21 protein-coding genes and 1 pseudogene are annotated in these 20378 nt (G+C 74.6%); 11 read left to right on the forward strand and 11 right to left on the reverse strand.

Translation table 11 applies throughout. The features are described 5' to 3' along the window. Positions 1–15 precede the first annotated feature (15 nt). Complete coding sequence (locus tag ACZ4FH_RS30125; protein WP_467308857.1) at positions 16–1530, forward strand: hypothetical protein; 1515 nt, start codon at positions 16–18, stop codon at positions 1528–1530. On the opposite strand, the gene ACZ4FH_RS30130 is transcribed toward ACZ4FH_RS30125, so the two are convergent. The 3 genes from ACZ4FH_RS30130 to ACZ4FH_RS30140 are packed head-to-tail and all read right to left on the reverse strand — an operon-like array spanning position 1499 to position 5723. After that, complete coding sequence (locus ACZ4FH_RS30130; RefSeq protein ID WP_467308859.1) at positions 1499–2743, reverse strand: MATE family efflux transporter; 1245 nt, start codon at positions 2741–2743, stop codon at positions 1499–1501. The genes ACZ4FH_RS30125 and ACZ4FH_RS30130 overlap by 32 nt on opposite strands. Continuing rightward, complete coding sequence (locus tag ACZ4FH_RS30135) at positions 2740–4464, reverse strand: P-loop NTPase family protein (RefSeq protein ID WP_467308861.1); 1725 nt, start codon at positions 4462–4464, stop codon at positions 2740–2742. Before ACZ4FH_RS30135 ends, ACZ4FH_RS30130 begins: the two co-directional genes overlap by 4 nt. Then, complete coding sequence (locus ACZ4FH_RS30140) at positions 4461–5723, reverse strand: glycosyltransferase (RefSeq protein WP_467308863.1); 1263 nt, start codon at positions 5721–5723, stop codon at positions 4461–4463. Before ACZ4FH_RS30140 ends, ACZ4FH_RS30135 begins: the two co-directional genes overlap by 4 nt. A gap of 216 nt (positions 5724–5939) precedes the next feature. Between ACZ4FH_RS30140 and ACZ4FH_RS30145 the strand changes: the two genes are divergently transcribed. Further along, the gene (locus ACZ4FH_RS30145) at positions 5940–6386 is read left to right on the forward strand and encodes an FAD synthase family protein (protein ID WP_467308864.1); all 447 of its coding nucleotides are present in this window, start codon (positions 5940–5942) and stop codon (positions 6384–6386) included. Here the strand turns inward: ACZ4FH_RS30145 and ACZ4FH_RS30150 are convergent. After that, positions 6355–7086 carry a CDP-alcohol phosphatidyltransferase family protein gene (locus ACZ4FH_RS30150; protein ID WP_467308866.1) on the reverse strand — a complete coding sequence of 244 codons (732 nt, stop codon included), beginning with the start codon at positions 7084–7086 and terminating at the stop codon, positions 6355–6357. The genes ACZ4FH_RS30145 and ACZ4FH_RS30150 overlap by 32 nt on opposite strands. 156 nt (positions 7087–7242) lie before the next feature. Then, positions 7243–7935: a ribonuclease H family protein gene (locus ACZ4FH_RS30155; protein ID WP_467308867.1), complete on the reverse strand. Its 693-nt coding sequence runs from the start codon at positions 7933–7935 to the stop codon at positions 7243–7245. Positions 7936–8121: 186 nt separating this feature from the next. Between ACZ4FH_RS30155 and ACZ4FH_RS30160 the strand changes: the two genes are divergently transcribed. The 4 genes and pseudogenes from ACZ4FH_RS30160 to ACZ4FH_RS30175 form a co-directional block, all read left to right on the forward strand. Then, entirely contained in the window at positions 8122–8304 is a 183-nt protein-coding gene (locus ACZ4FH_RS30160) for a DUF6381 family protein (protein WP_383634237.1), read from the forward strand. Positions 8305–8439: 135 nt separating this feature from the next. Beyond that, positions 8440–9174, forward strand: a complete 735-nt coding sequence (locus ACZ4FH_RS30165; RefSeq protein ID WP_467308870.1) for an SDR family NAD(P)-dependent oxidoreductase — start codon at positions 8440–8442, stop codon at positions 9172–9174. A 4-nt stretch (positions 9175–9178) separates the two neighbouring features. Further along, on the forward strand, positions 9179–9349 hold the full coding sequence (locus tag ACZ4FH_RS30170; RefSeq protein ID WP_467308872.1) for a hypothetical protein: 171 nt from the start codon (positions 9179–9181) through the stop codon (positions 9347–9349). Positions 9350–9515: 166 nt separating this feature from the next. Next, a pseudogene (locus tag ACZ4FH_RS30175) lies at positions 9516–9875 on the forward strand (HAD domain-containing protein); the annotation flags it as partial. 134 nt (positions 9876–10009) lie between these two features. On the opposite strand, the gene ACZ4FH_RS30180 reads toward ACZ4FH_RS30175, so the two are convergent. From ACZ4FH_RS30180 to ACZ4FH_RS30190, 3 genes are all read right to left on the reverse strand, one after another. Further along, positions 10010–10513, reverse strand: a complete 504-nt coding sequence (locus tag ACZ4FH_RS30180) for a hypothetical protein (protein WP_467308874.1) — start codon at positions 10511–10513, stop codon at positions 10010–10012. Positions 10514–10570: 57 nt separating this feature from the next. After that, positions 10571–11359: an ArsR/SmtB family transcription factor gene (locus ACZ4FH_RS30185; protein ID WP_467309022.1), complete on the reverse strand. Its 789-nt coding sequence runs from the start codon at positions 11357–11359 to the stop codon at positions 10571–10573. A gap of 102 nt (positions 11360–11461) precedes the next feature. Beyond that, positions 11462–12334: a UbiA family prenyltransferase gene (locus tag ACZ4FH_RS30190; RefSeq protein ID WP_467308876.1), complete on the reverse strand. Its 873-nt coding sequence runs from the start codon at positions 12332–12334 to the stop codon at positions 11462–11464. 118 nt (positions 12335–12452) lie between these two features. On the opposite strand from ACZ4FH_RS30190, the gene ACZ4FH_RS30195 reads away from it, so the two are divergent. The 4 genes from ACZ4FH_RS30195 (at position 12453) to ACZ4FH_RS30210 (ending at position 15832) form a co-directional block, all read left to right on the forward strand. Continuing rightward, complete coding sequence (locus tag ACZ4FH_RS30195; RefSeq protein WP_467308877.1) at positions 12453–13508, forward strand: type III polyketide synthase; 1056 nt, start codon at positions 12453–12455, stop codon at positions 13506–13508. Positions 13509–13521: 13 nt separating this feature from the next. After that, positions 13522–14049, forward strand: coding sequence for an isoprenylcysteine carboxyl methyltransferase family protein (locus ACZ4FH_RS30200; RefSeq protein WP_467308879.1), 528 nt, complete (start codon positions 13522–13524; stop codon positions 14047–14049). Further along, positions 14046–15059, forward strand: coding sequence for an NAD(P)/FAD-dependent oxidoreductase (locus ACZ4FH_RS30205; RefSeq protein ID WP_467308880.1), 1014 nt, complete (start codon positions 14046–14048; stop codon positions 15057–15059). Before ACZ4FH_RS30200 ends, ACZ4FH_RS30205 begins: the two co-directional genes overlap by 4 nt. 140 nt (positions 15060–15199) lie before the next feature. Beyond that, a complete protein-coding gene (locus ACZ4FH_RS30210) occupies positions 15200–15832 on the forward strand; it encodes a class I SAM-dependent methyltransferase (protein ID WP_467308882.1) in 633 nt (210 codons plus the stop codon). 54 nt (positions 15833–15886) lie between these two features. On the opposite strand, the gene ACZ4FH_RS30215 is transcribed toward ACZ4FH_RS30210, so the two are convergent. After that, entirely contained in the window at positions 15887–16402 is a 516-nt protein-coding gene (locus ACZ4FH_RS30215; protein WP_467308884.1) for a MarR family winged helix-turn-helix transcriptional regulator, read from the reverse strand. Between the two features lie 113 nt (positions 16403–16515). On the opposite strand from ACZ4FH_RS30215, the gene ACZ4FH_RS30220 reads away from it, so the two are divergent. Next, a complete protein-coding gene (locus tag ACZ4FH_RS30220) occupies positions 16516–16929 on the forward strand; it encodes an organic hydroperoxide resistance protein (protein WP_467308885.1) in 414 nt (137 codons plus the stop codon). A 38-nt stretch (positions 16930–16967) separates the two neighbouring features. Here the strand turns inward: ACZ4FH_RS30220 and ACZ4FH_RS30225 are convergent, their stop codons facing one another. Beyond that, positions 16968–17726, reverse strand: a complete 759-nt coding sequence (locus ACZ4FH_RS30225) for an IclR family transcriptional regulator (RefSeq protein WP_467308887.1) — start codon at positions 17724–17726, stop codon at positions 16968–16970. 78 nt (positions 17727–17804) lie between these two features. Continuing rightward, complete coding sequence (locus tag ACZ4FH_RS30230; RefSeq protein ID WP_467309024.1) at positions 17805–20360, reverse strand: ATP-dependent Clp protease ATP-binding subunit; 2556 nt, start codon at positions 20358–20360, stop codon at positions 17805–17807. Positions 20361–20378: the final 18 nt, after the last annotated feature.

The following is a 20378-nucleotide window of genomic DNA, read 5'->3' on the forward strand; positions in this document are numbered from 1 at the left end:
CGGAACGGGGGGCAGATGACGTCCGTGCACGGGGCGATCCCGTCCGCGCCCGCCGGGCGGGGCGGTCCGCGCCCCCCGGTGGAGCCGGTGGGCAGGCCGCTGTCCTGGGCGATGCTGTCCCGGGCCCTGGCCGTGCCGCTGATCCTGGGGCTGGTCTGCTTCCTGCCCGCGCTGATCGCCGCCCAGCCCGGCACGGGCGTCCGGGACACGGCGTACTGGCTCCAGCTGGTCCTGACGTGCTACGCGGGCGCCCGGCTGGCGACGATGATCCTGTCGACCCGGCGGCGGCTGCTCCAGGGCGTGTTCTGGATGTTCGTCTACATCGCGCTGGGGGTGGCGCCGTTCGCGCAGGCGGTGATCGGGCAGACCCCGACGCCGGCGGTGGGGCCGCGCGCCGATCTGGTCACGGCGATCGCGCTGATCCTGGTGGGGTGCGCCGCCTTCGACCTGGGGGCGCTGCTGGCGTCCCGGCGACCGCTGCGGCGGCGCGCGGCGGTGCGGGCCGGGCGCGGCCCGGCGGTCGCGCATCCGGTGCGGCTGCGGCTGCTGATCGCGCTGGCGTTCGCGGCGAGCGGCTACTACGTGCTGAAGCTGGGCGGTCCCGCGGTGTTCTTCACCAGCCGTCAGGAGATCAGCGCCTCGGTCGCGGAGAGCGGGGTGGCGTCGTCCCAGTCCAATGTGGGCTCGGCGTTCCTGAAGGGGTTCGGCACGGTGCCGGCGCTGCTGGCGCTGCTGTTCTGCACCCGCCGGCTGGTGACCTCGCGCCGGGCCCGTCGCTCGCCGGCGGCGGTGCTGGTGTGGTGCGCGCTGGCGGCGCTCAATCTGGTGGTCAACAACCCGGTCTCCAACGCCCGTTACTGGTTCCTGACGGTGCTGGTCGCGCTGCTGTTCACGGCGTTCCCGAGCAGTGCGGCGATGTACCGCTCGGTGCTGGCCATGGGCGTGATCGGGGCGCTGGTGCTGTTCCCGTACGCGGACCGGTTCCGGTACGACGACGAGGGGTACCGCCCGGTGCAGTCCTCGTCGGTGTTCGAGCCGCTGGCCACGAAGGACTACGACCAGACGGTGATGTTCGCCAACACCATCTCCTGGGTGGACACCCGGGGCCACACCTACGGCCGTCAGCTCGCGGGCTCGGCGCTGTTCTTCGTGCCGCGCTCGGTGTGGAGCGGCAAGCCGGAGGACACCGGGGTGCGCGTCGGCCAGTGGATGGGGATGAACATGACCAACCTCTCGGCGCCGCTGTGGACGGAGCTGTGGGTGGACTTCGGGGCGCCGGGGCTGGTCGGGGGGCTCGCGCTGGTGGGGTACGCGGCCGCGCGCACCGACCGCCGGTACGCGCGCGCGGTCATGCGGGACGGTCCGGGGCCCGGCAGTGTGCTGGCGATCGTGGCGCCGCTGGTCGCGGGCTACACCTTCATCCTGCTGCGCGGCCCGCTGCTCCAGGCCGTGGGGAAGCTGGCGATCGGGGTGCTGTGTCTGGCGCTGGTCACGAGTTTCACGGAGCGGAGCCGGCGGCGGACGCGCTGACGGCGGGGCGTTCGGGCGCGCCCCGGCGGGTCAGGCGGGCCACCCGGGTCCAGGTGGCGACGGCCTTGCAGACGGAGCCCAGGCACAGCCCCCAGGCGGCGCCCATGATGCCGCCGGCCAGATAGCCGCCGATGAGGAAGCCGACGGCGGCGAGCGAGAAGACCACCTGGATGGAGAGGGTGGTGCGGGGGTCCAGGAGCCGCAGGGCCAGGAGTCCGCAGGTGCCGACGGCCATGGCGGCGTACTGGCTGCCGGTCGCGGGGAGCAGGGCGGAGGCGGCCGGCCAGGTGTCGCCGAGGAGGTGGCGGCCCGCCGAGGAGGGCAGCAGGGCGAGGAGGGTCGCCCAGCCGGCGGCGGTGAGCGCCAGGACGGCGGCGAGGGCGGCGGTGGCCCGGACCTGGCGGCGCGGGCCGGCGAGGCGGCCGAGGAGCGGGGGCCCGAAGCCGGTCGCGGAGGTGAAGAGGACGTTCAGCGGGCCGAAGAGGGTGGTGGCGCCGCGCAGCGCACCGACGACCAGGGGGTTGCCGACGGCTCCGAGGCCGAGGACGGAGAGCTGGCTGCTCGCGTTCCCCACGCCGAACTCGACGACGAAGCGGCGGCCGAGGTGTCCCCGGCCCAGCAGCGGCCGCAGCCGCACCGGGGTCCCGGCGGTCCGGCGCCGGAGGAGGGCCAGCGAGAGCAGGAGGGCGGGCAGGGCGGAGAGTCCCCAGACCAGGACGAGGCGGGCGGCGGGAGCGCCGTGCGGCTGGACGGACAGGGCTCCGAGCACACAGACCAGCCGGAGCGCGTCGGCGGTCAGCGCCAGGTGCTGGGCGTGCAGGGTGGCGAAGGCGTAGCGGGCGGTGTCCTGGGCGAGGACGGCGGGCAGGACGAGCCCGAGGACGGTGAGGGCCGTGGCGGTCTCCCCCGGCAGCGGGGCGCAGACGGCGGCGAGCGTCCCGCCGGCGGCGGCCGCGGCGAGCAGGGTGAACGCGACGGCCGAGCGGCAGGCCCCGCGGGTGGCGGGGTCCTGTCCCTGGTGCAGCACGAGGGGCTGGCCCGTGTAGGCGCCGGACATGCCGAGGAGCACGGTGAAGACGAGGTAGACGGCGGAGAAGCGGGCGAAGTCGGCGACGGTGGAGAGCCGGGCGGCCACCACGAGGACCAGGATGTTGGTGAGGGCGGTGACCCCCTGGTCGGCGACGGCGCAGACGACCGCCGTGCGTGCCCTCATCGGCGTCCCGCGGTGCCGCTGTGGTCGCCGCCCGGGTCCAGGGTGCGCAGTCCGAGGGTCTCGGTGGGGTCGCCGGGCGGTCCGCCGCGTCCGGGTCCGTCGGGCCGGGGGCGCGGGGCCTCGTCGCGGGAGCGGTCGGAGGGCCGTGCGGCGGTGCGCCGGGCGGCCTTGCGCAGGGCCCGGCGCTCGCGGCGGCCGTGGCCGGGGTGGAGGAGGGTGCCGAGCACGGTGCCGCCAGCGGCGGTGATGATCTCGCGGATGCGTTCCAGGTCGCTGCGGTGGACCTCGCGGGCTTCGCAGACGACCACGACGCCCTCGACGCGGTCGATGAGGGCGACGGCGTCGGCATACGCGAGGACGGGCGGTGCCAGGACGATGACGACGGCTCCGGGGCGGCCGCCCTCGGCGAGGATGACGCCCACGGGTGTGGAGGTCAGGGCGCGGGGGACGTTGTCCGTGCGGCGGCCCGCGATCAGGGTGAAGGCGCCGGAGCCGGGGACGTCGACGTTGCTGCGGCTGTCGGCGGGCCAGCCCCGGCCGCCGGGGGCGAGGGCCCAGCTGGGGCGGCCGCCCCGGGTGGCGGCGCCGAGGGCGTCGGCGAGGGTGGGGGTGCGCAGATCGGCCTCGACGAGGAGGACGTCGCGGCCCATCTCGGCGAAGGCGGCGGCCAGGTTGGCGGCGGCGGCGGTGGCCATGGCGTTGTCGCCGCGCGGGGAGGTGACGAGGAGCCGGCGGCGTTCGGCGAAGGAGGGGTCGTAGGCGAGGCGGAAGGCGACGGCCCGGTACTCCTCGGCGAGTCGGCTGTCGGTGCGGCCGATGGCGAGCGGGCTGCCGGGCGTGCTCCGTTCCCTGGGCAGGGTGCCGAGCAGCGGGGCGCCGAGCGAGCGGACGAGTTCGCGGGTGGAGCGGACGGCGGGGTCGAAGACGAGCCGCACCCAGGACAGCAGCAGGCCGAGGGCGAGGCCGACGACCCCGCCGAGGCCGAGCAGCAGCGGGAGTCCCGGGCCGCTGGGGTTCTCGGGGGCCACGGGCTTCTTGTTGAGATAGCCGGGCGTGGTGTCCAGGGCCCTCAGCTCGGTGATCTTCCGGTTGAGTTCGGAGATGGAGACGATGAGGTTGGCCCGCGCGCTGCTGACGTCGTCGCCGGTGGTGCCGGTCTCCTGCTGGGCCAGCCGATCGCGCTGCTCGGTGAGCGGCCCCAGCTGGACGCGGTAGCCGTCGACCATGTTGTCGATGCTGTCCTCGGTGCGCTCGCGCCGTATCTCCAGATAGGCCTCGGCCAGGGCCTGGGCGCGGGCCCTGGCCTGTTCGGGCGTGCGGCCGGTGTAGGAGAACCGCAGTACGAGGGTGTTGGGCGGATTGGTGACCTGGAGGCCGGAGAGCAGGCTGCGGACCTCCACCCGGTCCCCGCTCCTGGCGAGGGTGGCGACGGCGACGGTGCCGACGACATCGCTGACGGCGGTCTGGCGTTCGGAGCCGATGTTGATGCCCTTGTCGGCCGAGGCCCCCGCGGCGAAGGGGTCGGAGGTGGCGGAGCGCACGGACACCTCACCGGTGGAGGTGTAGGTGTCCTCGCCGCCGAGGGCGAGCCAGCCGCCGCCCAGCAGGCCGACGACGACGCCCAGGGCGAGCAGGGACCGGTAGCGCAGCAGCTGGCGGAACTGGTCCCGGAGCAGGGCCGGCTCGTCCTGGTCCTCCAGGGCGCGGATCGGGTGGGTCATCGCGGGCGTCTCCCATCGGCGTCCTGGAGTACCTCGGTGAGCAGTGCGTCGAAGCGGGCGAGTGCGGCCTCGCGGCCCAGGTGGGCCGCGACGTATCCGGGTCCGCGGGCGCCGAGTTCGGCGGCCGCCGCGGGCTCCTCGACGAGTTTGCGGACGGCGGCGAGGACGGCGGCCGGGTCCTCGGGCGCGACGAGGAGTCCGGCGCCGGAGCGCTGCACCTCCTGGGCGGTGCCGCCGCCCTCGGCGACGGAGGCGACGACGGGGCGGCCCGAGACGAAGTAGGAGGTGAGCTTGGAGGGCACGCTCATGTCGAGGACGGAGGCGCGCTGGGTCACGGCGAGCACGTCGGCGGCGGCCAGGACGTCGGTGAACTCGTCCGGGCCGGCGGGCGGCAGGAAGTCCAGGTTGGGCAGTCCGGCGGCGCGGGCGCGCAGTTCCTCGCGCTGGTTGCCGTCGCCCATCAGCACGACGCGTATGTCGGGGGCCAGCCGGGCGGCGTCCACCAGGACCTCCAGGCCCTGTTTGAGCCCCATGTTCCCGGAGTGCAGGACCACGGGGGTGCCCTCCCGCCAGCCGAGACGGGCCCTGGTGACGGCGCGGTCGGCCGAAGGGGCGCTCACATGGCTCCAGTTGGGGACCAGACGGATGCGGTCGCGGGGCACGCCGTAGGCGGTGACCCGGGGGACGAAGCTCTCGTGGATGACGCCGACGAGGGTGGCGGCGGTGAGGGCGTGGCGTTCGGCGCGTGCGGCGAGGGCGGCCGCCCTGCCGCCGCCCCGGATGCCGCTCTGCGCGGCGGCGGCGCCCATGAGGTCCTGGACGACGGGGATGTACGGGACGGCGTGGCGGCGGGCGAGCCGGGCGCCGATGACGCCCCCGGCGAGGCTCGGCAGCTGGGCGATCACCGCGTCGGGCCGCGTCCCGGGCGGGGCGGTCAGCCCGTGGACGAGCACGCTCGCCTCGAACAGGGCGCGGCGCAGGGCGGTCTGACGGGACGGCACGTAGTGGCGCCGCCGGTGGACGGTGACGCCGCCGCGTTCCTCCCTGGCCCGCCACACGCCCCGGTAGGCGGGATCGGTCCGCCAGGACGGGTAGTGGGGCATGCCGGTGAGGACATGCGTCTCGGCCCCGGCGCCGGCCCAGTGCTCGGCGAGCTGGGCGGCGTACGGGCCGATGCCGGTCACCTCCGGCGCGTAGTTCGTCGAGACCACCAGCAGCCGGCGGCCCTTCCACGGTTCACGGTGCTCTGATTCCGGCATCGGACGATCGCCTTCCCCCCGGAGCCACCTGCGTTCCCCCCAAGGAACGGCCCCCAAAAGTGAGCTTATCCGTTCACGTGATGAGCAAGTGGTCTTCACAGTAAGGTCGTTGCACCATCAACACCGATACCGATATCCCACCGGACCGGAGGTCATGTCCGGAAACCGACCGGTGGGCCGAGGTCATCACGTTCACACCGTGGGGGGAGAGAACGGATGGTGCACAGGGTCGGCTACGCGCCGGGGGTCTACGACCTGTTCCACGTGGGTCACCTCAACATCCTCAGACATGCCCGCAGCCAGTGCGACTACCTGGTCGCGGGGGTCGTCTCGGACGAGATGGCGGCGCTCGCCAAGGGCCACCGGCCGGTGATTCCGCTGCGGGAACGGCTGGAGATCGTGCGCAGCGTGCGGTACGTGGACGCGGCGTTCGTCGAGACGGTCCCGGACAAGGTCGAGACGTGGCAGCAGGTCAGGTTCGACGTGATCTTCAAGGGGGACGACTGGCGCGGTACGGAGAAGGGGCTGCGGCTCGAACGGGACTTCGCCGAGGTCGGCGTCGAGGTCGTCTACTTCCCGTACACCGTGCACACGTCCAGCACCCAGCTGCGCCGGGTGCTGGACACACTGGTCAGTCCGGACGGAGCGCTCTCAGCTCCCTGAACCACTTGGCGAGGAACGCCACGAGGAACAGCGCGTGCACGGCGGCGAGTACGGCGTATCCGGCACGGAACGCCGTCTCGTCGCCGAGCAGCAGGAAGACCAGGCAGAAGACGCCGTAGTCGGCGGGCAGCAGCGCCACGGCGCGCAGCCGGGAGACGGGGGCCGCCGGGGCGGCGGGGGACGCGGCGGTCCGGGCCGCGGCCCTGCCGAGCTGTTCGCGCAGCAGTCCGGCGCAGAAGGTGAGCACGGCGACGAAGAGGAAGCCGAGCGGCAGGAGCAGCCAGCCCTCGCCCGGCAGGGCGAAGAAGCGGTGGAACGCGATCAGGACGACCGTGTGGACCAGGATCATCTTGGCGCAGTCGACGACGTGGTCCAGCCATTCGCCGTCGGGGCCGCCGCGTCCGGTGAGCCGGGCGAGCTGCCCGTCGGCCGAGTCCAGGGCGAATCCGACGGCGAGGGCGGCGTAGACAAGGACGGCGGTCCCCCACCCGGGCCGGGCCAGGGCCACGACCGCGAGTCCGGAGAAGGTGAACAGCGCGCTGGTCAGCGTGACCTGATTGGGCGTCATCCGCAGTCGCCAGGCCGCGGCGGCGAGGATCCGCCCGGCGGGCCGGTTGACGTACCGCGAGTAGAGCGACACCCCCTTGGCGGTCTTCTGCGCCCCGCGCAGCTCACGCAGCACCGTTCCCGTGCTTTCCATACGCCCCCCAGCGTGTCGCGGTCCCGCACAGCTCCGGCGGCGCGGCCCGTGGCCGCCCTCCGCCGGAGCCGCATCATGGCACGCGGACCGGGCCGCGCGGGCGGGATCGGCGCCAGGTGGCCGGGGGACGTCCCCGCCGGGCGGGTCCGCGGGGGCTCAGGCGTCGGCGGTCCGGCACTCCGGGTGGCCCCAGCCGTGGTCGTTCCTGGCGATCATCTCCTGGGCCGCGTAGGGCTTTCCGCAGTGGCAGCGGCCCGCGTACCGGGCGCGAATGGTGGCCGTCGAGGAGCGGGCAGCGCCGCCGGAGCGCTTCTTCGGCGCGGTGCGGGTCCTGGGCTGCTCGGTGGCGCGGCCCGGGGCGGGCGCGGGCGGTTCGGCGGCGCCCCGGGAGGTGCCGGCCGGGACCTGGGCGACGGCGGCCTCGCTGGCCGCCTGGTCGGCGACGGCGTTCAGCGGGTCGCCGCCGACCTGGTGGGCGGGGACGTAGACGAAGTCGACGGCGCGGCCGGTGAGCAGGGTGTCGATGGCGACCACCAGCTCCCGGTTGGCGACGGGCTTTCCGGCCGAGGTCTTCCAGCCGTTGCGCTTCCAGCCGGGCAGCCACTTGGTCACGGCGTTCATCGCGTACTGCGAGTCCATCCGCACTTCGAGCGCCACGGCGGGGTCGACGGATTCCAGCAGCTCCTTCAGGGCGGTCAGCTCGGCGATGTTGTTGGTCGCGGTCCCGAGCGGTCCCGCCTCCCACCGCTGCGGCGTGCCGTCGGCCCCGGCCACCACGTAGGCCCAGGCGGCCGGTCCCGGATTTCCCTTCGACGCCCCGTCACACGCGGCGATCATGCGCTCGTTCATGCCCCGATCATGCCAGCGCCGGAGCGGGCCCCGGACCCGGGTGCGCGGCGCCACCGGCCTCCGGCGGCCGTCGCGGCCCGCCCGACCTGCCGGTCTCACGGTCCGTAGCGCTTCGCCGTGCGGCCGTCGGGCGGCGCTGCTTCCCTGGGGGGACCCGTTTCGTGCCCACCGTCCGAGGAGTGAACGATGAGCGTTGCAGAAGCGACCGTCTCCGCCGCGCAGCTGCGGGAGACGGCCCGGCACATGGCCGAGGCCGCCGAGCGCACCCGCGACCCGGAGCAGCGGCGCCGGCTCCGGGAGCGGTCCCGGAACCTCCTGGAGCGCAGTGAGCGGGGCACGGACCTGCCGGTGGGCGGGGTCCCTCGGTAGACCGCTCCCCCGCGATACGTACCGGGGCCGCCGCCTCCTCCACGGGCGGTGGCCCCGACCGCTGCCCGCGGTGCCGTCCGCCTACGATGGCCCGGCCGGGTACGCACGGTCCCCGCGCGGAACCCGGGGGTCCTCATGAGCCGTCAGCAGGTCAGCGTCGTCACGGGCGGCAGCCGGGGCATCGGCGCGGCGGTCTGCGTCCGGCTCGCCGCCGACGGCCACGACATCGCCCTGGGCTACCGCTCGGACGCCGTCGCGGCCGAGGCGGTCGCCGCCCGGGTCCGGGAGGCCGGCCGGCGTTGCGTGGCCGTACAGGTCGACACGGCCGACGAGACCGCGGTGGACCTGCTCTTCGACACCGCCGCCTCGGAGCTCGGCCCCGTGACCGCCCTGGTCAACAACGCCGGGATCAGCGGCCCGGTGGGCCCGCTCGCCGACGCCGACGCCGAGGGTCTGCGCCGCGCCCTGGACGTCAACGTCCTCGGCTATCTGCTGTGCGCCCGCCGCGCGGTGCGCGACATGACGCCGACGGGCGGCGGTGCGATCGTCAACCTGTCGTCCGCCGCCGCCACCCTCGGCAGCCCCGGTGAGTACGTCCACTACGCCGCGGCGAAAGCCGCCGTGGACACCCTCACCGTCGGTCTGTCCAAGGAGGCCGCCCCGGCCGGCATCCGCGTCAACGCCGTGGCCCCCGGCATCATCCGCACCGCATTCCACGCCGATCCGGAGCGCCCCGACAAGGCCGCCGCCGGTATCCCCCTCGGCCGCCCCGGCACCCCCGACGAGATCGCCGGCGCCGTCGCCTGGCTCCTCTCGGCGGACGCCTCGTACACCACCGGCACGGTGCTGCGGGTGGCGGGCGGACGGTGAGCCGATGACCGGCTCCGGGCGCCTGCCCCTGCTCTTCCTCGACGTCGACGGGCCACTGATTCCGTTCGGCCCGCGCGAGGGCGGTCACCCGGAGTACCCCGGGGGTCCGTGGCCGCCGGGCGGCAGGGACCATCCGCTGCTCGCGCGGGTCGACCCGGCGCTGGGGCCTGTCTGACCATTCCCGTCGTCCGCCCGAAGGGCGGGCCGGGCGGCGTCAGGTGCGTGCTCTCGGCGTGCCGGCCCCAGACCCCTGTACTGGACGTACCGGGGTCCGGGGCCGGTGCGGCGAGAGTGCGTGCATGACGTCGCCCGGCAGACGGGAATGGTCAGACAGGCCCCAGGGACCCGCACTGGCGGCGCTGCCCTGCGAGCCCGTGTGGGCGACGACGTGGGAGGACGAGGCCAACGCGCTGGTCGCCCCGCGTCTCGGGCTTCCGGAGCTGCCCGTCGTCCACTGGCCGGCGCCGTCGGACACGGACGAGGCGGACGCGCGGGCCGGACTCCACTGGAAGACGCGGGCGCTGGTGGCCCTGGCGGCGGGCCGGTCCTTCGTCTGGGTGGACGACGAGATCACCGGGGCGGACCGGCGCTGGGTGGCCGGGCGGCACGGCGGGCGGGCGCTGCTCCACCGCGTCGGGCCGGCCGTGGGACTGACCGCCGGGGATCTGCGGCTGATCGGCGACTGGCTCCGGGCGGTGTGACGGGGCCGGGCCCGTCCCGGCCGCGCCGCCCGGAGGAAGGTGCCGTCAGCGGGGGCGAGGAGTCCTGCGGCGGGAATCGGGACGCCGCCGCGAACGCCTCCCCGGCGAGCCGGGGTCTCGATCGCGGTGACCGGTCACGGAGCCGCCCGGTCGGGCAGGAGAGCGAGGAGCTGCTTCGTGTGACCGGGCAGTTCCGCCTCCGCCAGCCCGGTGACGAGATCGCGCAGCGGCATGGGCCGATCGACCAAAAGGGTGTCACCGGACAGGAGCCGGGCGGGCACCGGGGTGCCGAGTTCGGCGTCACTGAGCACCGTGCCCCCGGCGAGTGCGCACAGGGCGGCCGCCTGGCCGCGGATGCGGTCGCGGAGCCCGGCGCTGCCACCGGCGTGCTCGATGGTCCGCCCGATGGTCCAGGTGTCGAGGGCGATCCGGTTGTCGTAGGTGGTGTGGCCCCCCGCCGCGACGGCGGCGACGGCGGCAAGGGTGGTGGCGCCGACGAGCGAGACGTGCGCGAGGATCTGGTCCGCGTCCCATTCGCCGTCCGGCGGGGCGGCGCCCGGGTCGCCGGCCTCCGCCACGGTGACGGCGGCGTCGAGCAGTGCTCCGTAGGCGTCCCGGAGCGGGGCGATGTCCAGCATGTGTCTCGGCTCTCCGTGCGGGCGTTCGGGGGACGGACGGTGCGGGGTCGGCGCCGCTCAGCCGTGGGCGCTGGACATCTCCCAGGGCGCCTGCGGAAGGACCTCGCCGGTCTCCAGCATCGACTTGAGGTTCGCCAGGACGGCCGGCCAGCCGGCCGAGATACCACCCAGCATCTCCTGGTTGGGGAGGTTCTCGTGGGTCACGGTGAGGCGGACGATGTCCTGGTGCGGTTCGATGAGAAAGGTGACGACCGACGGCTCCCGCGTCGGCTCGGTGTCGGTGGCGTCGTCGAAGGTGATGACCAGCCGGGTCGGGGGCTCGGTCTCCAGGACGCGGCCCACCACGTCGGTCTTTCCCGATCCGTCGGTCCTCCGGTGTTCCCAGGCCGAGCCCGGCTGCCAGTCGGAGACGTTGGCGTGTCCCCAGTAGCGCGCCGTCAGGTCGGCGTCGGTCAGGGCTCGCCAGACCTGCTCGGCACCGGCCCTGATGTAGGTGACGTAGACATAGTCCGGCACCGGTGTGGGTGCGTGGGTCATCGCGTACTCCTCTGCCTGGTGCTTGATGGCACTGATCGCTTGTAGCCGGGGCCTGTCGAAGCCGGAGATCCAGCGCTCCTCGATCTCGTGAATTGGGGCCGGGTTCAGATAGTGCAGCCGCTCCCGTCCGCGCCGCACGACGGTGACGAGGTTGGCCTGCACCAGGAGGTTCAGGTGCTGCGTCGCCGACTGACGTGCCATGTCGAGGTGCCGGCACAGCTCGCCCAGCGTCTGCCCGTTGTGCCGGCGCAGCCGGTCGAGCAGGAGCCGCCGGGTGGGATCCGCCAGCGCTTTGAACACCGCGTCCATCGCGGTTGCTTCGAGGCTCACACTCCACATTATGCAGTCATTCACCTGCCTATCGTCAAGGGCGGACGGTTCCTCCGTCGGCCTCGGGTCCCTCCGGACCCCTCAGAGCGGGGCCGTCCCGCGTGCCAGGAGGAGGGTGACGTCGGCCGCGGCGAGGAGGGCGGCGGCGGCGAGGGGGGCCTTGCGGTGGACGGGGGCGAGGAGGAGACCGGCGAGGGCGGCCGGGGGTGCGAGGGCCAGGGTGAGGGTGCCCCAGGGGCCCGGCGGACCGGGCGGGCCCAGGGCGAGGACCACCGAGGCGGCGAGGAGGGGCAGGGGCAGGAGGAGGGCGGTGGTGCGGGGGCCGAGGCGGTGCGGCAGACCGCGTACGCCCTCGCGCAGATCGTCCTCGATGTCGGGCAGGACGTCGCCCAGATGGGCGGCGACGCCGAGGAGGGCGCCCGCGGTGACGGCCCACCAGGCCGGGGCCGGCCGGGCCGGCAGGGTCAGGGCCGCGACGGCGGGCAGGACGCCGAAGCCGAGGGCGTAGGGCAGCCAGGACAGGACGGTGGCCTTGAGCCGCAGGTTGTACGCCCAGGCCGCGGCGACCGCGCCCAGGTGCAGCGTGCCGGCGAGGGGGCCGCAGGCCCAGGAGAGCGGAACGCAGAGCAGGGCGGCGCAGGCGGCCGCCGCCCAGACGGTGCCACGGCCCACCCGGCCGTCGGACACCGGTTTGTCCCGGCGTCCCGCCGCCGCGTCGCGGCGGGCGTCGAAGGCGTCGTTGCACCAGCCGACCGAGAGCTGCCCGCACAGCACGGCGGCGGCCAGCAGCGCGGTGCGGACCGCGTCCAGGCCGACGCCCGCGCCGAGGGCGCCGGCGGTGAACGTGACGGCCGCGACCGGGCCGGGGTGGCAGGAGCGCAGGAGCGCCGCGGCCCGGCGCGGCGGCCCCGCCGTCGTCGTGGCCCAGGCGTGCGGGGGTTCCGGAGTGCCCATCGGCCGAGCGTAGGCACCGCGCGGCGGCGGGCGTGACAGCCGCACGGGTTGTTTGCGGTGGCGTCAGGGACGGGCGGGGCAGGGATGGGGCCATGACGTCTTCCCCGCAGGACCCCGGATGACCCGGATCGCCGCCGTGCACGGCACTCTGGCCCCGTACCGACACACCCAGCGCGAGGTCACCGACATGGTGGCGCGCACCTGTCTGCCGCCGGGCGCCGACCGGCGGGTCCTGGACCGGCTGCACGCGAACGCGCGGGTGCGGACCCGGCACATGGCGCTGCCGCTGGAGCGGTACGCCGGGCTGAAGGGGTTCGGGGACGCCAACGACGTGTTCGTCCGGTCCGCCGTCGATCTGGGCGGTGAGGCGGTGCGCGGGGCGCTGCGCACGGCCGGGCTGCGGCCCGAGGACGTGGACCTGCTGATGTTCACCTCGGTCACCGGAGTGGCCGCCCCCTCCGTCGACGCCCGTCTCGTGGGACGGCTCGGGCTGCGCCCGGACGTGAAGCGGCTGCCGGTCTTCGGGCTGGGCTGCGTGGCCGGGGCGGCGGGCGTGGCACGGCTCCACGACCATCTGCTCGGCCGTCCGGACGGCGTCGCGGTGCTGCTCTCGGTGGAACTGTGCTCGCTGACCTTCCAGCGGGGCGACAACTCGCCCGCGAACCTGGTGGCGACCGCGCTGTTCGGCGACGGCGCGGCGGCCGTCGTGGCCGTCGGCGGGGACCGGGCGGCCGGTCCCGGGCCCGAGGTGGTGGCCACGCGGAGCCGGATGTATCCGGACACCGAGCACGTGATGGGCTGGGACGTCCGCGACTCCGGGTTCGGGGTGGTGCTCGATCCGGGGGTCCCGGACGTGGTGCGCCGCTATCTGGCGGACGACGTGCGGGACTTCCTCGCGGAGCACGGGCTGAAGCCGAAGGACGTCGCCCACTGGGTGTGCCATCCCGGCGGGCCCAAGGTGCTGGAGGCCGTCTCCGAGGTGCTGGACCTGCCCGAGGGGGCGCTCGACGTCACCTGGCGCTCGCTGGCCGAGGTGGGCAATCTGTCGTCCTCCTCCGTGCTGCACGTCCTGCGGGACACGCTGGAGCGGCGGCGTCCCGAGCCGGGTTCGCCGGGTCTGATGATGGCCATGGGGCCCGGCTTCTGCTGCGAACTGGTGCTGCTGCGCTGGTAGGTCGGAGGGACGGATGATCTGGTACACCGCACTGGTGCTGGCCGTGGCGGCCGAACGGCTCGCCGAACTGGCGGTGGCGCTGCGCAACACGCGCTGGGCGCGGGCCCGGGGCGGAACCGAATCGGGGCGCGGCCACTATCCGGCGATGGTCGCCCTGCACACGGGGCTGCTGGCGGGCTGTCTGGTGGAGGCGGGGCCGGCCCACCGCCCGTTCGTCCCGGTGGTGGGCTGGACGATGACCGCGGTGGTCGTGGCGGCGCAGGCGCTGCGCTGGTGGTGCATCGGGACGCTCGGGCACCGGTGGAACACCCGTGTCGTCGTGGTCCCGGGGCTGCCGCTGGTGACGGGCGGGCCGTACCGGCTGCTGCGCCATCCCAACTACGTGGCGGTGGCCGCCGAGGGGCTGGCGCTTCCGCTGGTGCACGGGGCGTGGGTCACGGCGGTGGTGTTCACCGTGCTGAACGGGGCGCTGATGGCGGTGCGTGTGCGGTGCGAGGACGCCGCGCTCGCCGCCGCGTCCGGCGGGGGTGCCGCCGCGTGATCGACGTCCTCGTGGCGGGCGGCGGGCCCGCCGGGCTGGCGGCCGCCGTCCGGGCGGCCGGGCTCGGCCTGGAGGCGGTGGTGGTGGAGCCCCGCCCGGTGCCCGTGGACAAGGCGTGCGGGGAGGGCATCATGCCCAGCGGGGTCGCCGCCCTGCGCGCCCTCGGGGTGGAGCCGGCCGGTCATCCGCTGCGCGGCATCCGCTATGTGCGCGGGCCCCGGAGCGCGGAGGCGGACTTCACCGGTCCGGCCGGTCTCGGGGTCCGGCGCACCGTGCTGCACACGGCGTTGTACGAGCGGGCCGTGGGGCTCGGGGTACGTGTGGTGCCGGGGAAGGTCACCGGGGTCCGCCAGGGTCCGGACCGGGTCACGGCCTGCGGACTGACGGCCCGCTGGCTGATCGCCGCCGACGGGCTGCACTCCCCCGTGCGCCGGGGGCTCGGCCTGGACGGTCCGGTGTCCCCGGTGCGCCGCTACGGGCAGCGCCGGCACTTCCGGGTGCCGCCGTGGACCCCGTTCGTGGAGGTCCACTGGTCGGCACGCGGGGAGGCGTACGTGACCCCGCTGGGCGGGGATCTGGTGGGCGTGGCCGTGCTGAGCCAGGAGCGCCGCCCGTACGCGAGTCAGCTGGCGGACTTCCCGGGGCTGGCCGACGTGCTGGCGGGCCGGGAGGACGGACCGGTGCGCGGGGCGGGGCCGCTGCGCCGGCGGGCGCGGACGCCGTGGGCGGGCCGGGTGCTGCTGGCCGGTGACGCGGCGGGCTATGTCGACGCGCTGACCGGTGAGGGCGTCGCGCTGGCGGTGGCGACGGCACGGGCGGCGGTGGACGCGGTGGCCGCCGGACGGCCGCAGGACTACCCGGCCGCCTGGGCCCGGCTGACCCGGCGTCACCGTGTCCTGACGGCCGGCCTGTTGGCGCTGGCCCGGCGTCCGGGTACGGCCCGGCTCGTGGTGCCCGCCGCGCACCGGGCCCCGGCCCTGTTCCGCACGGCGGTCCGGGCGCTCCAGTAGCGGCCCCCGCGGTGCGGGGCCGGTGACTGCGCACGGGTGGTTTCGGGGGACGTCCGGGTCCGGGGCGCCGGCGGAAGGGCTCCGCGGCGGCCGTGGTCCGCGTACCGTGGCGGGACCGTCACGGGAGAAAGGATTCCTCGATGGAATCAGGTCAGCACCCCACCGCCGCATCGGTGTTCGACGCGCTCGGCGCCGACTACGAGCGGGCGTTCGGCGCCTCGGCCGGGCACCGCGCGTCGCTGGAGCGGCTGCTCGCGCGTCTCGGCCCGCACAGCCGGGTGCTCGACATCGGCAGCGGTACGGGGCGGCCGACGGCGCAGACGCTGGCCGACGCCGGTCACCGGGTGCTGGGGGTGGATGTCTCGCCGGTGATGGTGGAGCTGGCCACCCGGCAGGTTCCGGCGGCGGAGTTCCGGTGCGCCGACATCCGCGAAGTCCCTCTGGAGGAGGGTGCGTTCGACGCGGTGTGCGTGTACTTCGCGCTGCTCCAGCTGTCGCGCGAGGAGCAGACCGGCATTCTGCGGGCGGCCGCGCGGGCGCTGCGCCCCGGCGGCCATCTGGCGGTGGCGACGGTGCCGTTGGACGTGGAGGGGGTGGACGGCACGTTCATGGGCCAGTCGGTCAACGTGACCAGCTTCGGCGAGGACGCGTTCCTCGCGGCGGTCGAGGGGGCCGGGTTCACCGTGCTGGACCAGGAGAGCATCATGTTCGTCCCGGCGCTCCCGGAGGCGGTGCCGGAGCCGCAACTGTTCCTGCTGGCTCGGCGGGACTGAGACCGGCGGCGGGACGGGGGCGCGGCCCCCGTCCCGCACCGCACGGCACCGCGTTCACGCGGGCGGTGCGGCCTCGTCCAGGTCGGCCGCGTCCAGGGCGGCGGTGAGCCGGTCGAGGCGGGTGCGCAGATCGTTGATCTCGTCGAGGCCGAAGCCGGTGGCGGCGGCGATGCGGCGGGGGACGGAGAGGGCCCGCTCGCGCAGGGCGGTGCCCTCCTCCGTGAGGTGCGCGTGCACCGAGCGCTCGTCCGCGGCGCTGCGCTCGCGGCGGACCAGCCCGGCCGCCTCCAGCCGCTTGAGGAGCGGCGACAGGGTCCCGGAGTCCAGGCGCAGATGCTCGCCCAGGGTCTTGACCGGGAGTTCGCCGTGCTCCCAGAGGACCAGCATCACGAGGTACTGGGGATAGGTGAGCCCCAGGTCCTTCAGGAGCACCCGGTAGACGCCGCCGAAGGCGCGCGAGGCGGCGTTGAGCGAGAAGCAGATCTGCCGGTCCAGACGGAGGTGGTCGGCCTCGGTCCCGGCGGTGGCCCCGTCCTGGTCCGGGCGGGCGGGGCTGGGCGTGGCGGTCATGGGCCCAGCATAGCTCCGCGGACTCCATTTGATTGTGCACAATTTAATTGTGTGCTTCACTTCAGGGGTACGGGCGGAACCCCCGCCGGCACAGACCGAGAGGAACGGTTTCCATGGACGCGCTCTACACCGCCGTCGCCACCGCCACCCACGGCCGCGACGGCCGCGCCGTCAGCTCCGACGGCCGTCTCGACCTCCAGCTGGCCGTTCCGTCCGAGATGGGCGGCAACGGGCAGGGCACCAACCCGGAGCAGCTCTTCGCCGCCGGCTACGCCGCCTGCTTCGCGAGCGCGCTGGGCGTCGTGGGCCGCCGGGCGGGCGTGGACGTCACCGACGCCGCCGTGACCGGCGAGGTCGGCATCGGCAAGGAGGGCGAGGGCTTCGCCCTGGCGGTCACCCTGCGCGTGGAGCTGCCCGACACGCTCGACGCGGAGACCGGCCGCGCACTGGTCGAGCAGGCCCACCAGGTCTGCCCGTACTCGAACGCCACGCGGGGCAACATCCCGGTCGAGCTGGTCGTCGAGTAGCCGCCGCTCCCGCGGACGGCCGTGCGCCGTCCGCGCGGTCAGCCCGGCAGGGACAGGCCCCGGGAGACCCGGATCGCGCAGGACATCAGCCCGGACCTGACCAGGGACGAGCGGTACATCCGGTCCGACCGGAAGGAGATCCCGAGCGAGCCCACCTGCTCCCCGCTGTACACCGGCACCGCGACGCAGGTCGTCCCCCTCGCGTACTCCTCGCGGTCCATGACCAGCGGCGGGGCGGCCGGGGCGTCGAGGTCCCGGAGCAGTTCGTCGCGGTGCGTGAGGGTCCGGGGGGTCAGCCCGGTCAGCGTGTGCCGGGACAGGTACTCGGCGCGCGCCTCCTCGTCCAGCTCGCGCAGCACGCTCTTGCCGAGGGCCGTGGCGTGGCCGGCGTCCTCGAAACCCACCCAGAGGTCGACCCTCGGGGTGCGGGCGCTGTCGACGATCTCCATGACCCGGATCTCGCCGTCCTCGTACAGCGTGAGGTAGACGGCGGCGGCGAGATCGTTGCGCAGGGTCGTCAGGGCGGGGCGGATCCGGCTCAGCGAGGCGGGTCCGCCCGCGTGGCCGTCGGTGCCCGGACCGCTTTCGGCGAGGGCGAAGGTGCCGTCCCCGAAACGCGCCAGATAGCCGTCCCCGGCCAGCGCGGGCAGCAGTTCCTCGACCGCCGCCAGGGAGAGCCCGGCCGTGTGCGCCAGCTGCCGCGCGGTCGCCGCGCCGTGCTGCGCCCCGGCCGCGTCCAGCAGGCGGAGCGCACGCCTCACGGCGGCGACGGGCTCGGGGCCGGGGTGGTCAGCCATTCCCCCAGCATCACCCGGACGCCCGGGACCGGCAACGCGTCCCGGGCCTCCCCCGTGCCGACACCGGTGCTCCCCGGTTCAGGCGGCCCGCCCGGCCTCGGTCCCCCGCTCGTCCTGCCCGTCCTGCGCGTCCCCGGCTGCCCGCGCGCCCTCGCCCTTCCGGATCGTGCAGTGCAGCGAGTCGTCGCGTACGTCGGCGACGATCGTGTCGCCCGGATCGGCCTCGCCGCCCAGGAGGAGCGAGGCCACCCGGTTGTCCAGCTCCGTCTGGATCGTCCGGCGCAGCGGCCGGGCCCCGAACTCCGGCTGGTGGCCGTGCGCGACGAGGAGCTTCTTGGCGGCCTCGGTCACGTCGAGGGTCAGGCCCTGGGCGCGGACGCGGTGCCTGCTGCCGTCCAGCAGGTGCTCGACGATGCGGGAGAGGTCGTCCTCGGTGAGGCTGTGGAAGACGATGATGTCGTCGATGCGGTTCAGGAACTCCGGCAGGAAGCGTCCGCGCAGCTCGCCCATCAGCTCGTCCTTGAGCTCGGCCGCGTCGCCCTCGTGGGCGAGGATGCGGTGGGCGCCGATGTTCGACGTCATGATGACGACGCAGTGCCGGAAGTCGACCGTGCGGCCCTGCGCGTCCGTGAGCCGGCCGTCGTCGAGGATCTGGAGCAGCGTGTTGAAGACATCGGGGTGCGCCTTCTCGACCTCGTCGAAGAGCACCACGCTGTACGGCATGCGGCGGACCTTCTCGGTGAGCTGGCCGGCCTCCTCGTAACCGACGTATCCGGGAGGCGCGCCGACCAGGCGGGCGACCGTGTGCTTCTCCTGGAACTCGCTCATGTCGAAGCGGATCATGCGGTCGTCGGCGCCGAACAGCAGCTCGGCGAGGGTCTTGGCCAGTTCGGTCTTGCCGACGCCGGTGGGGCCGAGGAAGAGGAAGGAGCCGACCGGGCGGTTCGGGTCGCCCATGCCCGCGCGGTTGCGGCGCACCGCCTCGGAGACCGCGGTGACGGCCTCGTCCTGGCCGACGATGCGGGCGTGCATCTCCTCCTCCAGGCGCAGCAGCCGTTCCTTCTCGCCCGCGGTGAGCTGGGAGACGGGGATGCCGGTGCGGCGGGAGACGATGTCGGCGATATCGGCGGCGGTGACCGAGACGACGCCCTCGCGGCGTTCCTCGATCCCGGCGAGTTCGCCCTCCACCTCGGCGATCTGCCGCTTGAGGCCGGAGGCCTTCTCGAACTCCTCGGCGGCGACGGCCTGGTCCTTCTCCCTGCGCAGTCCGGCGAGGCGGTCCTCGCGGCTGACGACCTCGGTGGAGCGGCCGGAGCTGCGCAGCCGGACGCGGGCGCCCGCCTGGTCCATCAGGTCGATCGCCTTGTCCGGCAGGAACCGGTCGCTGATGTAGCGGTCGGAGAGTTCGGCCGCCGCGGTGAGGGCGCCGTCGGCGAAGCGGACCTGGTGGTGCGCCTCGTAGGCGTCGCGCAGTCCTTCGAGGATCTGCACCGTCTCCTCGACCGTGGGTTCGGGGATGAGGACGGGCTGGAAGCGGCGTTCGAGGGCGGCGTCCTTCTCGACGTGCTTGCGGTACTCGTCGATCGTCGTCGCGCCGACCACGTGCAGTTCGCCGCGGGCGAGCGCGGGCTTGAGCATGTTGCCCGCGTCCATGGCGCCCTCGCCCGTGGCACCGGCGCCGACGACGGTGTGGAGTTCGTCGATGAACAGGATGATGTTCCCGCCGGACTGCTGGACGTCCTCGATGACCTTCTTCAGCCGTTCCTCGAACTGGCCCCGGTACTGGGCGCCCGCCACCATGCCGGACAGGTCCAGCGAGACGACCCGCTTGTCCTTGAGGCTTTCGGGGACCTCGCCGGCCACGATGCGCTGGGCCAGGCCCTCCACGATGGCGGTCTTCCCGACCCCGGGCTCACCGATGAGCACCGGGTTGTTCTTGGAGCGGCGCGACAGGATCTCGACGGTCTGCTCGATCTCCTCGCCCCGGCCGACCACGGGGTCGAGCCGCCCGGCGCGGGCCTCCTCGGTGAGGTCCCGGCCGAACTCGTCGAGGGTGGTGGCCGGCTGCTGCTGCCCGCCCGCGGGGGTGCCCTCCGCGCGGGCCGCCTGCTCGGTGAGGCCGCGCAGCTTCCCGGTGTCCAGGTCCTGGGCCCGCAGGAAGCGGGAGGCGCCGGAATCGGGGTCCTCCAGGAGGGCGGCGAGGATGTGCTCGGGGCCGATGTACGAGACTCCGACGGCCTGCGATCCGGCGTAGGCGGCGGCGAGGGTCCGCTTGGCCGCCGGGGTGAGACCCGGCCGCGCGGACGGTTCCGCCGACTCGCGGGGCAGCACCTCGTCGATGCGGGCGGCGAGCGCGTCGGTGTCGACGCCCGCCCGGGTGAGGAGTCCGCGCGCGGGGTCCACCTGGGTGGCCGCCCACAGGAGGTGTTCGGTGTCGAGGTCGGTGGTGCCGTTCTCGGAGGCCTTGCGGGTGGCGAGACCGAGCAGTTCGTGCGAGGACTCGGTCAGCAGCCGTCCGATGGGCACCCGCTGCACGGCGGGCGGCGAGGAGGCCGGTGACATGCCGAAGAACCGGTCCAGCATCTCGCTGAAGGGATCGGACGATCCGAAGGGTGATCCGAACGCCATCGACATGGTCAGCTCCAGACGGGC

The organism is Streptomyces sp. NPDC024555 (assembly GCF_055559335.1).

Coding starts and splice junctions, on each gene's coding strand:
- ACZ4FH_RS30125 (WP_467308857.1), top strand. CDS start 16: ATGACGTCCGTGCACGGGGCGATCCCGTCCGCGCCCGCCGGGCGGGGC.
- ACZ4FH_RS30130 (WP_467308859.1), bottom strand. CDS start 2,743: ATGAGGGCACGCACGGCGGTCGTCTGCGCCGTCGCCGACCAGGGGGTC.
- ACZ4FH_RS30135 (WP_467308861.1), bottom strand. CDS start 4,464: ATGACCCACCCGATCCGCGCCCTGGAGGACCAGGACGAGCCGGCCCTG.
- ACZ4FH_RS30140 (WP_467308863.1), bottom strand. CDS start 5,723: ATGCCGGAATCAGAGCACCGTGAACCGTGGAAGGGCCGCCGGCTGCTG.
- ACZ4FH_RS30145 (WP_467308864.1), top strand. CDS start 5,940: ATGGTGCACAGGGTCGGCTACGCGCCGGGGGTCTACGACCTGTTCCAC.
- ACZ4FH_RS30150 (WP_467308866.1), bottom strand. CDS start 7,086: ATGGAAAGCACGGGAACGGTGCTGCGTGAGCTGCGCGGGGCGCAGAAG.
- ACZ4FH_RS30155 (WP_467308867.1), bottom strand. CDS start 7,935: ATGAACGAGCGCATGATCGCCGCGTGTGACGGGGCGTCGAAGGGAAAT.
- ACZ4FH_RS30160 (WP_383634237.1), top strand. CDS start 8,122: ATGAGCGTTGCAGAAGCGACCGTCTCCGCCGCGCAGCTGCGGGAGACG.
- ACZ4FH_RS30165 (WP_467308870.1), top strand. CDS start 8,440: ATGAGCCGTCAGCAGGTCAGCGTCGTCACGGGCGGCAGCCGGGGCATC.
- ACZ4FH_RS30170 (WP_467308872.1), top strand. CDS start 9,179: ATGACCGGCTCCGGGCGCCTGCCCCTGCTCTTCCTCGACGTCGACGGG.
- ACZ4FH_RS30180 (WP_467308874.1), bottom strand. CDS start 10,513: ATGCTGGACATCGCCCCGCTCCGGGACGCCTACGGAGCACTGCTCGAC.
- ACZ4FH_RS30185 (WP_467309022.1), bottom strand. CDS start 11,359: ATGGACGCGGTGTTCAAAGCGCTGGCGGATCCCACCCGGCGGCTCCTG.
- ACZ4FH_RS30190 (WP_467308876.1), bottom strand. CDS start 12,334: ATGGGCACTCCGGAACCCCCGCACGCCTGGGCCACGACGACGGCGGGG.
- ACZ4FH_RS30195 (WP_467308877.1), top strand. CDS start 12,453: ATGACCCGGATCGCCGCCGTGCACGGCACTCTGGCCCCGTACCGACAC.
- ACZ4FH_RS30200 (WP_467308879.1), top strand. CDS start 13,522: ATGATCTGGTACACCGCACTGGTGCTGGCCGTGGCGGCCGAACGGCTC.
- ACZ4FH_RS30210 (WP_467308882.1), top strand. CDS start 15,200: ATGGAATCAGGTCAGCACCCCACCGCCGCATCGGTGTTCGACGCGCTC.
- ACZ4FH_RS30215 (WP_467308884.1), bottom strand. CDS start 16,402: ATGACCGCCACGCCCAGCCCCGCCCGCCCGGACCAGGACGGGGCCACC.
- ACZ4FH_RS30220 (WP_467308885.1), top strand. CDS start 16,516: ATGGACGCGCTCTACACCGCCGTCGCCACCGCCACCCACGGCCGCGAC.
- ACZ4FH_RS30225 (WP_467308887.1), bottom strand. CDS start 17,726: ATGGCTGACCACCCCGGCCCCGAGCCCGTCGCCGCCGTGAGGCGTGCG.
- ACZ4FH_RS30230 (WP_467309024.1), bottom strand. CDS start 20,360: ATGTCGATGGCGTTCGGATCACCCTTCGGATCGTCCGATCCCTTCAGC.